Source organism: Halopseudomonas salina (genome assembly GCF_008641105.1).
The window spans coordinates 446355-459848 of the sequence record NZ_VTTI01000001.1 but is presented as its reverse complement, the minus strand read 5'-3'; the positions used below and the strand labels follow the sequence as shown (position 1 = coordinate 459848).

Annotated in this window: 14 protein-coding genes; 7 read left to right on the top strand and 7 right to left on the bottom strand. The window is 60.0% G+C overall.

The features are described 5' to 3' along the window. Positions 1 to 30: 30 nt before the first annotated feature. The 4 genes from trkA to def all read right to left on the bottom strand — a co-directional run bounded on the left by trkA (position 31) and on the right by def (position 4282). Positions 31 to 1404 carry a Trk system potassium transporter TrkA gene (gene trkA / locus FZF01_RS02040; protein ID WP_150276425.1) on the bottom strand — a complete coding sequence of 458 codons (1374 nt, stop codon included), beginning with the start codon at positions 1402 to 1404 and terminating at the stop codon, positions 31 to 33. Continuing rightward, positions 1401 to 2753 carry a 16S rRNA (cytosine(967)-C(5))-methyltransferase RsmB gene (rsmB, locus tag FZF01_RS02035; protein WP_150276424.1) on the bottom strand — a complete coding sequence of 451 codons (1353 nt, stop codon included), beginning with the start codon at positions 2751 to 2753 and terminating at the stop codon, positions 1401 to 1403. The genes trkA and rsmB overlap by 4 nt, the downstream gene beginning before the upstream one ends. After that, positions 2750 to 3703, bottom strand: coding sequence for a methionyl-tRNA formyltransferase (fmt, locus tag FZF01_RS02030; RefSeq protein WP_150276423.1), 954 nt, complete (start codon positions 3701 to 3703; stop codon positions 2750 to 2752). Before fmt ends, rsmB begins: the two co-directional genes overlap by 4 nt. Positions 3704 to 3769: 66 nt before the next feature. Next, positions 3770 to 4282 (bottom strand): peptide deformylase, encoded by a 513-nt coding sequence (gene def / locus FZF01_RS02025; protein WP_150276422.1) that lies wholly within the window; start codon positions 4280 to 4282, stop codon positions 3770 to 3772. 138 nt (positions 4283 to 4420) lie between these two features. Between def and FZF01_RS02020 the strand changes: the two genes are divergently transcribed. The 5 genes from FZF01_RS02020 to aroE all read left to right on the top strand — a co-directional run bounded on the left by FZF01_RS02020 (position 4421) and on the right by aroE (position 9042). Next, the gene (locus tag FZF01_RS02020) at positions 4421 to 5446 is read left to right on the top strand and encodes a LysM peptidoglycan-binding domain-containing protein (RefSeq protein WP_150276421.1); all 1026 of its coding nucleotides are present in this window, start codon (positions 4421 to 4423) and stop codon (positions 5444 to 5446) included. Between the two features lie 52 nt (positions 5447 to 5498). Beyond that, positions 5499 to 6617, top strand: a complete 1119-nt coding sequence (gene dprA / locus FZF01_RS02015; RefSeq protein WP_150276420.1) for a DNA-processing protein DprA — start codon at positions 5499 to 5501, stop codon at positions 6615 to 6617. Positions 6618 to 6736: 119 nt separating this feature from the next. Then, on the top strand, positions 6737 to 7294 hold the full coding sequence (locus tag FZF01_RS02010) for an L-threonylcarbamoyladenylate synthase (RefSeq protein ID WP_150276419.1): 558 nt from the start codon (positions 6737 to 6739) through the stop codon (positions 7292 to 7294). A gap of 18 nt (positions 7295 to 7312) precedes the next feature. Then, positions 7313 to 8236, top strand: a complete 924-nt coding sequence (gene hemF, locus FZF01_RS02005) for an oxygen-dependent coproporphyrinogen oxidase (protein ID WP_150276720.1) — start codon at positions 7313 to 7315, stop codon at positions 8234 to 8236. Beyond that, on the top strand, positions 8236 to 9042 hold the full coding sequence (aroE, locus tag FZF01_RS02000; RefSeq protein WP_150276418.1) for a shikimate dehydrogenase: 807 nt from the start codon (positions 8236 to 8238) through the stop codon (positions 9040 to 9042). The genes hemF and aroE overlap by 1 nt, the downstream gene beginning before the upstream one ends. Here aroE and FZF01_RS01995 read toward each other — a convergent pair. From FZF01_RS01995 to trpB, 3 genes are all read right to left on the bottom strand, one after another. Next, the gene (locus FZF01_RS01995) at positions 9039 to 9230 is read right to left on the bottom strand and encodes a hypothetical protein (RefSeq protein WP_150276417.1); all 192 of its coding nucleotides are present in this window, start codon (positions 9228 to 9230) and stop codon (positions 9039 to 9041) included. The two genes, aroE and FZF01_RS01995, sit on opposite strands and share 4 nt — an antisense overlap. Before the next feature lie 94 nt (positions 9231 to 9324). Further along, positions 9325 to 10137, bottom strand: coding sequence for a tryptophan synthase subunit alpha (gene trpA, locus FZF01_RS01990; RefSeq protein WP_150276416.1), 813 nt, complete (start codon positions 10135 to 10137; stop codon positions 9325 to 9327). Next, a complete protein-coding gene (trpB, locus tag FZF01_RS01985; RefSeq protein WP_150276415.1) occupies positions 10134 to 11345 on the bottom strand; it encodes a tryptophan synthase subunit beta in 1212 nt (403 codons plus the stop codon). Before trpB ends, trpA begins: the two co-directional genes overlap by 4 nt. A 113-nt stretch (positions 11346 to 11458) precedes the next feature. Between trpB and FZF01_RS01980 the strand changes: the two genes are divergently transcribed. Beyond that, entirely contained in the window at positions 11459 to 12340 is an 882-nt protein-coding gene (locus tag FZF01_RS01980; RefSeq protein ID WP_150276414.1) for a LysR family transcriptional regulator, read from the top strand. Then, entirely contained in the window at positions 12337 to 13482 is a 1146-nt protein-coding gene (locus tag FZF01_RS01975; protein WP_223825353.1) for an aminopeptidase, read from the top strand. Before FZF01_RS01980 ends, FZF01_RS01975 begins: the two co-directional genes overlap by 4 nt. Positions 13483 to 13494 lie beyond the last annotated feature (12 nt).

The following is a 13494-nucleotide window of genomic DNA, read 5'->3' as shown; positions in this document are numbered from 1 at the left end:
TTTACCTGCGAGTCGGAGTCAGGGGAGTCATCAGAAAAAGGTCAGGCCGACCTGGAACAGGCGCTCGACGTCGCGGATATGTCTCTTGTCGATCACAAACAGAATCACATGATCCTCGGACTCGATCAGGGTGTTGTCGTGGGCAATGAGAACTTCCTCGCCGCGCACTACCGCGCCGATGGTCGTACCCGGCGGCAGGTCGATCTCACCGATCATCTTGCCGACGACTTTTGAGGAGCGGGAGTCGCCGTGTGCCACAGCTTCGATTGCCTCGGCGGCACCGCGGCGCAGCGAGTAGACGTTGACAATATCCCCACGCCGCACATGGGTCAGCAGCGTGCCGATCGTTGCCTGGGACGGCGAGATGGCGATATCGATCTCGCCGCCCTGGACCAGATCTACATAGGCGGGATTATTGATCAGAGCCATCACCTTGCGTGCGCCCAGTCGCTTGGCCAACATGGAAGACATGATATTGGCTTCGTCATCGTTGGTCAGGGCGCAGAATATATCCACGTCCTTGATATTTTCTTCGAGCAGCAATTCCTTGTCCGAAGCACTGCCGTGCAGGACGACGGTCTTGTCCAGATTCTGCGACAGATAGTCGGCCCGCGACTTGTTCTTTTCAATAATACGCACCTGGTAGCGATTCTCGATCGCTTCAGCCAGGCGTTCGCCGATGTTGCCGCCGCCGGCGATAAGCACCCGCTTGTAGTTCTTCTCCAGGCGTCGCAGTTCGCTCATCACCGCGCGTATGTCGTGGGTCGCGGCGAGAAAGAACACCTCGTCGTCAGCTTCGATAATGGTGTCGCCACGGGGGATGATTGGCCGATCCTTGCGGAATATTGCCGCGACCCGGGTATCCACACCGGGCATGTGCTGGCGCAAAAAGCGCAGTTCCTGACCAACCAGGGGGCCGCCATAGTAGGCACGCACCGCCACCAACTGAACCTTGCCCTCGGCGAAATCCAGTACCTGCAGGGCGCCTGGATGTTCGATAAGGCGTTTCACATAGGTGGTGACGGCCTGTTCCGGGCTGATCAGTACATCAATAGGTATCGATTCGTTATGAAAGAGGCCACCGCGAGTCAGATAAGCGGACTCGCGTATGCGGGCAATTTTTGTCGGGGTGCGAAACAGGGTGTAGGCGACCTGGCAAGCAATCATGTTGGTTTCATCACTGCTGGTGACCGCGATGAGCATGTCGGCATCATCCGCGCCGGCCTGGCGCAGAACGGTCGGGAACGACCCGCGGCCCACCACGGTACGGATATCCAGGCGGTCACCCAATTCGCGCAGGCGGGTGCTGTCGGTGTCGATCACAGTGATGTCGTTGGCTTCGCTGGCCAGCTCGGCAGCCAGACTGCCACCCACCTGGCCGGCGCCGAGAATGATGATCTTCATATTGCGGACGTCCCCTTGTCTTGCGCAGTGTAGCCGGTGACTGCAGAGTCGGCGCCCATTTTTACCAGCTTGGCCAGGTAGAAGCCATCATGGCAGGTGTTATCAGGTAGCAATTGGCGACCGTGGGGTTGCGCCAATCCGTAGGGGCCTGCAACAGGCAGTTCCCTGGCAGTGGGTTGTCGATCCAGGAAAGCGCCGATCACCTGACTGTTTTCCTCGGGTAACACCGAGCAGGTGGCATAAACCAGGATGCCGCCCACATCCAGCGTCTGCCAGAGCGCGTCGAGCAATTCGCCCTGCAACGCCGCCAACGCCGGTATGTCTTCGGCCTGACGAGTCAGTTTGATATCCGGATGGCGACGAATCACGCCCGTGGCAGAACAGGGGGCATCCAGCAGAATACGCTGGAACGGCTTGCTGTCCCACCAGGCTGCAAGCTCCCGGGCATCAGCCGCCTTGAGTTGCGCGCGCAATCCGAGACGCCGCAGGTTGTCGCTTACCCGTTCCAGTCTTTTGGGCTCCAGATCCAGAGCAACCAGCTCCATCAGGTCCGGCTCCTGTTCCAGAATATGGCAGGTCTTGCCCCCGGGGGCGCAGCAGGCATCCAGTACGCGCTGCCCGGCAGCCAGATCCAACAGGGGTGTAGCCAATTGCGCTGCTTCGTCCTGCACGCTCACCTCCCCCTCTGCAAAACCGGGCAGGCGGTGTACGTCGCAGGATTGCTCCAGGGTAATACCCTGGTCGCTGAATGGGGTCTCATGGGCCGGCAGGCCTGTCTCTGCCAGTTTGGTCATATAGGCCTGACGAGCAATGACACTCTGGTTCACCCGCAGGGTCATCGGTGGGTGCGCGTTGTTGGCGTTACAGATGGCCTCCCAGTGCTCCGGCCAGGCTTGCTTGAGACGTTTTTGTAACCAGCGGGGGTGGGACAGTCGAATGGTAGGGTCACGCTCCAGTGCGATGAACAGCTCTGAATGTTCTCGCTGCGCCCGGCGTAGAACGGCATTCAGCATGCCCCTGGCCCAGGGTTTCTTCAAAGCTTTGGCGGCGGTGACAGTTTCGTCGATCGCCGCGTGGGCTGGTATGCGGGTGAACAACAACTGGTACAGACCTACCAGAAGCAATGCGTGCAGATCGCGGTCTGCAGCCTTGAGCGGCTTTTCCAGCAGAGCATTTGCCAGACCATCCAGACGCTGGAACCAACGTGCGGTACCAAAGGCCAATTCCTGGGCCAAGGCCTGGTCACGGTCATTTACGTGCTGCAACTGAGCGGGAAGACTGGTACCCAGCGAGGCCTTGCCGGCCATTACTGTGGCCAGTGCATTGGCCGCAGCCAGACGCGGGCTCATTGGCCGTTGCCCAGTTGCAGGCCGGGGGCGAACTGTTCGCGGCGGGCGTTATACAGGTCGCTGAACGACAGCGGCTTACCGCCGGGGATCTGTAACCGGGTAAGGCGCAGCGCACCGCTACCGCAACCAACCAGAAGCCCGGCCTTGCTGCACTCGAGAATCCGACCCGGCGCGCCATGATCCTCGGTGGGGCTGGCTGCCAGCACCTTCAGCGTCTGGCCTTCCCACAGGGCATGGGCCAGTGGCCAGGGGTTGAAGGCCCGGATCATTCGGTCCAGCTCAATGGCGGGCCGTTGCCAGTCGATCCGGGCATCGGATTTATTCAGCTTGTGGGCATAGGTTGCCAGGCTGTCATCCTGTGATTCGGGCTTGGCAGTGCCTTTGGCCAGCAGGTCAATTGCCTGGATAACGGCCTTCGGACCCAGCTCGGCCAGACGGTCATGCAGACTGCCGCCGGTGTCAGTATCCGAAATCGGTGTCATCACCTTGAGCAGCATGGGACCGGTGTCGAGTCCCGCCTCCATTTGCATGACGGTCACGCCGCTTTCGCTGTCCCCAGCCTCTATTGCCCGCTGAATGGGCGCGGCGCCGCGCCAGCGGGGTAGCAGGGATGCATGACTGTTGATGCAGCCCAGGCGTGGCGTGTCCAGAACTGCCTGCGGAAGAATCAGGCCGTAGGCCACCACTACCAGCAGATCCGGTGCCAGGGTGCTCAGCTCCTGTTGTGCAAGAGGGTCGCGCAGACTCGCCGGCTGATACACCGGTAGGCCGTGTTGCAACGCCAGTTCCTTGACCGCGCTGACCTGAAGTTTCTGGCCGCGTCCTGCCGGCCGGTCTGGCTGGCTATACACCGCGATAATGTCGAGATCCGCATCAAGCATGGCTTGCAGGTGGGCGGCGGCGAATTCCGGTGTACCGGCGAAAACGATGCGAAGATCTGAAGAGTTCATGCGGCTCCCGCTGCGGGCAAACAAAAAGGCTTGCCGAAGCAAGCCCTTGGATCTACGAACAAAACCTTAGGCACTGGCCTGCTGCTTGTGCAATTTTTCCAGCTTCTTGCGAATCCGGTCGCGCTTGAGGTTGGACAGATAGTCGACGAACAACTTGCCGTTGAGGTGGTCACATTCATGTTGAATGCACACCGCAAGCAAGCCCTCGCAAATCTCATCAAAGGGTTCACCATCACGCCCCAGGGCGCGAACTCGCACTCGCTCCGGCCTGGTGACGGTTTCATAGAAGCCGGGGACCGACAGACAGCCTTCCTGCATCTCTTCCAGGTCCTCGGTCAGAGGTTCCAGATCGGGGTTGATGAAAACCCGCGGCTCACTCCTGTCTTCGGACAAGTCGATCACCACTACACGTTCGTGCACATTGACCTGACTGGCAGCCAGACCGATGCCGGGAGCCTCGTACATGGTCTCGAACATGTCATCCACCAGTTGGCGGATTCGGTCATCAACCTTGTCGACGGGCTTGGCTACGGTACGCAAGCGTGGGTCGGGAAATTCCAGAATGTTTAATATGGCCATGTCAGTTTGTGATGCAGTTGTGGAATAAAGCTAAATTGTGCTGCTAAGATGATGAGCAGCTAGGAAATAACACAGGTCTGGCATGTCTAATGCGCCTTCAGACCGAATGCTGGCCTCTATAATAAAGGGATTCATGTCATGAGGAAAACATTAGTCGGCCTTCTGTTGCTCTCGATGAGCTTTTGGGTGCAGGCACAGGAGCCGGTATTCAGGGATGGCCATCCGCAAACCTATGAGGTCGTCAAGGGCGATACCCTGTGGGACATCGCCGGGCGCTTCCTGAATCTGCCCTGGAAGTGGCCGGAAGTCTGGCACGCCAACCCACAGATCAGCAACCCGCATCTGATTTATCCCGGCGATCTGATTTCGCTGGTTTACATTGATGGCCAGCCACGTCTCACCGTTGGCCGGGGCCAGGGAGGCACCATCAAGTTGTCCCCTACCGTGCGATTCCAGCCTATCGCCGAAGCCATACCCACTATTCCACTCGAAGCGATCAACGCCTTTCTCAAGGCCGGCCGCATTATTGACGATCCCAGTGTGCTGGAAAATGCCCCCTATATTCTTGGCGGTGAAGCACAAAGCGTGGTGGTTGGTGCCGGTAGCCGTGCCTACGCCCGCGGTCAAGTCGATCCGGATATTCGCGCAATGGGTATCTTCCGGCGTGGAACGGCTTATACCGACCCGATTACCGGAGAATTCCTGGGGATTCACGCACAGGAAATCGGCAACGGCGATGTGGTGGGTACCGAGGACGATATTGTCAGCCTCAACGTGACGCGCAGTAATCAGGAAGTACGCGTCAACGATCGTCTGCTGCAGACTGAAGAGCGCCCCATCAACTCGACGTTTTTCCCCCGCGAGCCGGCCAGCGAAATCAATGGCCTGATCATCGATGTGCCCAATGGCGTTACCCAGGTGGGTCAGTACGATGTAGTGGTGATCAACAAGGGCCTGCGTGATGGCCTTGAGCAGGGTAGCGTTCTGACCATCTACAAGACGGGTGAAATGGTGCGTGATCGCATTCAGAACGAGCGCGTGCAGCTGCCCGATGAGCGTGCCGGCATGTTGATGGTTTTCCGGCCGTACGAAAAAACCAGCTATGGCATTGTGCTCGAGTCGAGCCGTCAGATGGAAATCATGGACAAGGTTCGTAACCCCTGAACCTTTGCGGCACCGCCCTCTGGCGGTGCCTACCCCTGATCAAGGATGATCAATGTCAGTTGCTACCCCGTCCTCCCTGCAGGCGTGGCTTACTCTCTCCCTGTTGGAAGGAGTCGGGCCGCACGCCCTGACACGTCTGCTCCAGCATTTCCCTGATCCGGCCGATGCACTTGCTGCCGATCTGCTCACCCTGCAATCACTTGGGCTGCGACCTGCAGCGCTGGACATCATCCAGCGCTATCAGCAGGGGGAAGCCAAGCTGGGCACCAGGCTTGATGCTGTCTACCGCTGGCTCGAAGGTCCAGGCTGTCAGGTGGTATGTCTGAGTTCACCAGAGTATCCCGCGTTGTTGCGCGACATTCCCGACCCTCCCGCGCTGCTTTATCTGCAGGGTAATGCGCAGCTGTTGCATGACCCTCAATTGGCGATGGTCGGCACCCGTCATCCCGGCCCGCACGGTGCGGCCACCGCGCGTCAGTTTGCCCGCAGCTTTGCGGAGAGTGGTCTGGTAGTGACCAGCGGCATGGCGCTGGGTATCGACGGCGCCTGCCACCAGGGCGCGCTGGATGCAGGCGGGCAGACCATAGCGGTCTGGGGAACAGGCCTGGACAACTGTTATCCGAAACGTCACAGAACGCTTGCCAGCGCTATTGTCGAGCGTGGCGGCTTGCTGGTTTCCGAGCAACCCCCCGACGCGCCACCCCACGCCGGTCAGTTTCCCAGGCGCAACCGAATCATCAGTGGGCTAAGTCTGGGCACGCTGGTGGTGGAAGCCAGCCTGAACAGCGGGTCGCTCATTACCGCGCGCCTGGCTTTGGAGCAGAATCGCGAGGTATTTGCGATGCCTGGTTCGATCCACAGCACCCAGGCACGGGGTTGTCACCAGTTGTTGCGTGATGGCGCGCATCTGGTCGAGACCGTTCGAGACGTGCTTGAGGTACTGCGCCTGCCACTGCGTGCAGCTATCGAGGCGTATACCGATTCATCGCAGAGCGTCGATACTGCGCCGCCTGGCCTGCTTTGGCCATTGCTGGACCATAATCCCGTGAGCGTTGACTGGCTGGGTGAGCGCAGCGGTCTGCCGGTGGAGCGGGTAATGCAGGAGTTGCTGGAGCTGGAACTTGATGGTCTTGTGCAGCATACCCCGCACGGGTATTCCCGGCTGACGTGATCTGTAGCCCTTGAGCCTGAAGCGCCGCTCGGCTACTGTCTTCTTTCGTATGCTTGTTCAATGCATCTCCAAAGCCGGCAACGCCTGTGGGGTTGCGGTGGTTATCGGGGGGAGGTGGCATGTTGGCACGTTGGCGATTGATACAACTCAACCGGATTTTGCATGCCGGGGGAGTGGTTGCGTATCCCACCGAGGCGGTGTGGGGATTGGGCTGCAATCCCTGGAAAGCCGATGCAGTAGAACGCCTCCTGGACTTGAAAGATCGCCCGGTGGAAAAGGGTCTGATTCTGGTTGCCGGCGACATCGAGCAATTTGATTTTCTGCTCTGGGACTTGCCCGACGGGCTGCTCGCCAAATTAAGGCTTTCCTGGCCGGGTCCCAATACCTGGCTGGTACCCCATCGCGATCGTCTGCCGCACTGGATCACCGGCGTCCATCAGACCGTGGCGCTGCGCGTCAGCGATCATCCCCTTATTCAACAAATGTGCGAGGTGACCGGCCCGCTGGTATCCACTTCGGCCAATCCCGGAGGTCGCCCTCCCGCGCGCTCGCGACTGCGTATCGAGCAGTATTTCCATGAGTGTCTGGATGCCGTAGTTCCCGGCCCCTTGGGCAGGCAGCACAATCCCAGTATCATCCGCGACTTGCAGACTGACCAGATTATCCGTCCCGCCTGAGGTTTACCCGTGAAAGATATGCCCGATGCCAGCGACGTCGCAGCCGTCAAGCATTACCTGATGGATCTGCAGGACCGCATCTGCGCTGCCCTGGAAAATGCCGATGGTGCAGGTCGCTTTGCCGAAGAACAATGGGACCGCCCGGCTGGTGGCGGTGGTCGCTCGCGGATAATGGAAAAGGGTGCGCTGCTGGAAAAAGGCGGCGTGGGCTTTTCCCACGTGTTTGGCGATGGTATGCCGCCGTCGGCCACGGCCCACCGACCGGAGCTGGCCGGCCGGCATTTTCAGGCCATGGGCGTCTCCCTGGTAATGCATCCGGAAAACCCCCATGTGCCGACCTCTCACGCCAATGTGCGTTTCTTCATTGCCGAAAAGGAAGGCGCGGATCCGGTCTGGTGGTTTGGTGGCGGTTTTGATCTGACACCCTACTATGCCAACGAGGAAGACTGCAGACACTGGCATCAGGTCGCTCGCGACGCCTGTGCGCCTTTTGGTGATGACGTGTATCCACGCTACAAAGCCTGGTGTGACGAGTACTTTCATCTCAAGCATCGCCAGGAACAACGTGGTGTGGGTGGGTTGTTTTTCGATGACCTCAACGAATGGGGATTCGAACGCAGCTTCGAGTTTCTCCGTGCGGTGGGAGACGCCTACATCGAAGCGTACCTGCCAGTGGTCGAGCGCCGGCGCGGCGCGCAATACACCGCCGAGCAGAAGGCTTTTCAGGAGTACCGGCGCGGTCGTTACGTGGAGTTCAATCTGGTGTATGACCGTGGCACCCTGTTTGGTTTGCAAACCGGTGGTCGCACCGAGTCTATTCTGATGTCGTTGCCGCCAGTGGTGCGCTGGGACTACAACTGGCATCCCGCACCGGGCACACCGGAAGCGCGCCTGACCGATGAGTTTCTGGTGGCACGGGACTGGCTCGGAGAGGTGCACTGATGGACCGTTACGCGGTAATTGGCAATCCGATCGGGCATAGCAAGTCGCCGCAAATCCATCGCATGTTCGGCGAACAGACCGGTCAGCCCATTGCCTATGAAGCATTATTGGCGCCGCTGGATGACTTTGCCGGAACGCTGCGCGAATTTCTGGCCGAGGGGCTGGGCGTCAACGTCACAGTGCCGTTCAAGGAGCAGGCCTGGGCGCTGGTTGATCAGCATACCCCTGCCGCGGAACGCGCCGGAGCGGTGAATACGATTCAGCGTCTGGATGACGGTAGACTGTTGGGCGATAACACCGATGGTAAAGGCCTGGTGAGGGATATCCAGCACAACGCTGGATTGGCTTTGGCAGGGCTCAAGGTACTGCTGGTTGGCGCTGGTGGTGCGGCACGGGGAGTGATTCAGCCGCTGCTTGCCGCCGGGCCTTCACAGCTGTGCATCGTTAACCGCACCGTGAGCAAGGCCGAGGAACTAGCTGCGCTGTTCGCCGATCAGGGCCCGATCAGCGCAGCTGGTTTTCAGTGGATTGAGGAGCCGGTCGATCTGATCATCAACGCAACCTCAGCCAGTCTCGCCGGTGACCTGCCGGATATCTCCCCCAACCTGATTCGCCCGGGACATACCTGGTGTTACGACATGATGTACGCCAGTGAAGCGACCGCATTCAATCGCTGGGCTGCCGAGCAAGGTGCAGCGCGGTGCCTGGATGGTTTGGGGATGTTGGTCGAACAGGCCGCTGAAGCTTTCCTGCTCTGGCGCGGCGTGCGGCCCGATACCGCGCCGGTGCTCAAAGCCCTACGCTAAAGTCCGGGCCGGTGGGCTGGTGGGCTGGGAATGTCGAGTTCCACCTCGACAAAGTGCCAGTCAGAAACACCCACAGCCGAGATGGAACTCGGCAACTCCCAGGCGGCGACGTGCACTCCGGGAGCGTCGAGTTCCATCTCGACCAGCGGCGTTGCTGCTACCACCCTGCCGAGGCAGAGCCCGGCCACTCCCAGGGGCCTCCCGGGAATGTCGAGTTCCACCTCGACAGAGAGTCAGCCGCAAACACCATTGGCCGAGATGGAACTCAGCCTTTCTGTTGAGCTAGTTTCTTGCGTGGCGTACCGCGTTAGCCAGGTCTGAGACCAGGTTCAGCACGTCATTGACTCCCTGCTCAGGGGTTTCTGCCTTGGCTATGCAATCCACCAGCGCCGAACCAACTACCACTCCCTCGGCATCCAGGGCAAAACGCGCCGCCTGCTCCGGCGTGCGCACACCAAAGCCTACGCACACTGGAATCTCGGTCTGCTGGCGAATCGCGCCGATCGCATCCCGCACGGTGGCATTATCCGCCTGGCCAACGCCGGTCACGCCGTTGAGCGACACGTAGTAGAGGAAGCCGCTGGCATGGTCGAGCACTGCCGGCAGGCGTTTCGCATCGGTGGTCGGCGTGGCCATGCGAATCATGTCCAGACCGGCCTCACGGGCCAGGGGCCCCAGCTCGCTGTCGTGTTCAGCGGGCAGATCGACCACCAGCAGACCATCGACGCCGGCTTCGCGCGCATCGCGCATGAAGTTATCCGGACCATAGCGGTAGATCGGGTTGTAGTAGCCCATCAGCACGATCGGTGTGGTCTGGTCTTCGACGCGGAACTGCCGGACCATTTCCAGGGTTTTCAGTTGCGTCTGCCCGGCCTTGAGGGCGCGCACGGCGGCGGCCTGGATGGTCGGGCCGTCAGCCATTGGGTCGCTGAAGGGCATGCCCAGCTCGATAATGTCTGCGCCGGCGCCGGGCAACTGCTTGAGCAGTGCCAGGCTGGCATCATGGCCGGGGTCGCCGGCGCAGATGTAGGTCACCAGTGCGGCGCGGTTGGCACTTTTCAGTTCGGCGAAGCGACCAGCTAAACGGGATGTCATGCCTTCTCCTCCATCAGACGCAATACGGTTGGCATATCCTTGTCGCCACGCCCGGACAGGCAGACGACCATGATGTGATCCTTGGGCAGGTGCGGCGCACGCTTGGCTACTTCGGCCAGCGCGTGGGCGGTTTCCAGTGCAGGAATGATGCCTTCCTGACGGCAACAGACGTGGAATGCCTCCAGGGCTTCGGTATCGGTCACTGCGGCGTAATCGACGCGGCCCTGCTCATGCAACCAGGCATGCTCAGGGCCGATTCCCGGATAATCCAGACCGGCAGACACGGAGTGCGCATCGGTGATCTGACCATCGGTGTCCTGCAACAGGTAGGTGCGGTTACCATGCAGCACACCAGCGATACCTCCCTTGAGGCTGGCCGCGTGCTTGCCACTGTCCAGACCTTCGCCGGCCGCTTCGACCCCGATCAATTGCACGCTCGGGTCATCGAGGAACGCGTGGAACAGTCCCATCGCATTGGACCCGCCGCCAATGCAGGCAATCAGGCTGTCCGGCAAACGACCCTCGCGGGCCTGCATCTGCACGCGAGCCTCGCGACCTATCACGGCCTGAAACTCACGGACCATGGTGGGGTAGGGATGTGGCCCGGCTACGGTGCCGATCATGTAGAAGGTGTTGTCGACGTTAGTGACCCAGTCGCGCAGGGCCTCGTTCATCGCATCTTTCAGGGTGCCGGTACCGGATGTGACGGGAATGATTTCGGCGCCCATCAAACGCATGCGCGAGACGTTGTCACGCTGGCGGTCAATATCGGTTGCGCCCATGTAGACCACGCAGGGCAAGCCAAAGCGTGCGGCGACAGTGGCCGTGGCAACGCCGTGCATGCCGGCGCCGGTTTCGGCAATGATGCGGGTCTTGCCCATGCGCTTGGCCAGCAGCACCTGACCAATACAGTTGTTGATCTTGTGCGCACCGGTGTGGTTAAGCTCTTCGCGCTTGAAATAGATTTTCGCACCGCCGTACAGCTCGGTCAGCCGCTCCGCATAATACAGCGGGCTGGGACGGCCAACGAATTCGGCCTGGAAACGGTCCAGCTCGGCGAGAAAATTCGGCTCCGCGAGTGCGGTGTTGAAGGCCTCTTCAAGATCAAGAATCAGCGGCATCAGGGACTCGGCAACGAAGCGCCCGCCGAAGGAGCCAAACTGGCCCTGGGCATCTGCCCCACGGGTAAAGGTGCTGGTGTTCTGCATGATCGGTACCTTCATCTGGAATACGTTTTGGAATGCACCCACCTTAGGGCAGGCGGCATAGGAAAAAAACCGATAAGATAGCTGAAACCTGTGAGAAAAAGTGACGTATCGCCATGAGCCGAGATCTACCCTCACTCAACGCATTGCGCGTATTCGAAACGGCTGCGCGGCTGGAAAGCGTGAGCCAGGCGGCGCAAGTGCTGCATGTGACCCACGGCGCAGTCAGTCGCCAGATCCGCACCCTGGAAGCGGAGCTGGGAGTAGCCCTGTTCGAGAAGGCGGGTCGTGGCGTGCAATTGACCAACGCCGGCCGGCGGCTGCGCGATGCCAGTCGCGAAGCGCTGGATAGTCTGCGCACGGTGTGTGCAGAGATCAGTCAGAGTCAGGTGAGTGCACCTTTCCTTCTTGCCTGTCCGGGCAGCTTGCTGGCGCGTTGGTTTATTCCGCGTCTGGACCGGTTGAACGCTGAGCTTCCAGCGCTGAATCTGCACCTCTCCGCCAGCGAAGGTGAGCTGGATCCGCGCAAGCCGGGTGTCAGCGCAACGTTGCTGTTTGCCGAGCCGCCCTGGCCTGCAGACATGCAGGTGTATCCGCTGATCGCTGAACGTATCGGACCGGTATTCAGTCCGCGCTATGGGCGAGCGGCGTCGATTGCCGAGCAGCCCCCCAGTGCACTGGTGAACGAACCCCTGTTACATACCCTCTCGCGCCCCGGCGCCTGGGCTGACTGGGCGCGGGCGCTGGGGCTCGAACCACAAACCCTGCGCCAGGGCCAGGGCTTCGAGCATTTGTATTACCTTCTTGAGGCGGCCCTTTCTGGGCTGGGAGTGGCGATCGCCCCTGAGTTGCTGGTAGCTGATGACATTGCCAATGGCCGCTTGCTCGCTCCCTGGGGGTTCACCGAAACATCCAATCAGCTGGCGCTATGGAGCCCTTCACGACAACCGCAGGCACAGGTCCGCGAGCTGGCGAACTGGCTGAAGGTCAATCTGTGAAGAGCCTCTATCTGACGATACTCACCGTTGCGCTGCTCGGTGGGTGTAGCAGTATCGCCTTCGTCCAGCAATCTTGGCAGGGCCAGCGCAACGTGATGGCGCTGAGTGTGCCCATTGTCGACTTGTTGGAAAGTCCCGGCACCGATCCCGCTCTCAAGATGCGCCTGGCCCAGGCGCTCGACGCACGCCGGTTTGCCAGCAATGTGCTCGGGTTGCCGGACAATGCCAGTTACACCCGGTACAGCGCCCTGCCCCGGGATTACGTGCTGTGGAATCTGTTCGTCACGCCGGAACTCTCGCTAGAGCCTGTTCAGCACTGCTATCTGTTTACCGGATGCCTGGCCTACAAGGGCTATTTTACTCCCGAGGCGGCGCAAGGCGCGGCGCAGCATTGGCGGCAAGAGGGTATGGACGTTTTTATTGGTGACATTCCAGCCTACTCGACCCTGGGCTGGTATGACGACCCGCTGCTCAGTTCCATGCTCAACTGGGATGATGATTATGTTGCCCTGACGCTGTTTCACGAATTGGCGCATCAGCGTTTTTATGTGAAGGACGAGACTGCTTTCAACGAATCATTTGCCAATTTCGTTGGCAGTGAAGGTCTGCGCCAGTGGCGAGCCAGTCGGGGGCTGGCGCCACCGGATCCCGAGCTCGAGCAGCAGCAGGCTGAGTTTACCCGGCTGGTCATGGCTACACGGGAAAGCCTGCGGGAGATCTACGCCAGCGAACAACCTGATGTGGCCAAACGGATAGCAAAGGAAAAGGCGTTTTTCCGTCTGCAAACGGACTACAGGCAGTGGAAGACAGAATGCTGGGAAAGCAGCCCACGATTTGACGGCTGGTTCGCGCAAGAGCTGAACAATGCCAGCCTGTTACCCTTTGGACTTTATGATCAGTGGGTGCCGGCTTTTGCTATGCTCTTTGAACAGACTGGAAAAGATTGGCAGGCTTTTTATCAGGCAGTAGAAGAAATGGGGAGTTCGACCTCGGCGGGCCGTGAGCAAGCGCTGCTCGCACTGCTGCAGGCGGCGCAAAAAAAGGGTGAGGCCAGCTTGGATTCAAGAATGGATCATCGGCCTGTTTCATCTGCAGAATCAATAAAAACAAGAGAGCCAGGATGCACCCAAGAGCACCGATAACCGTATCTGGAC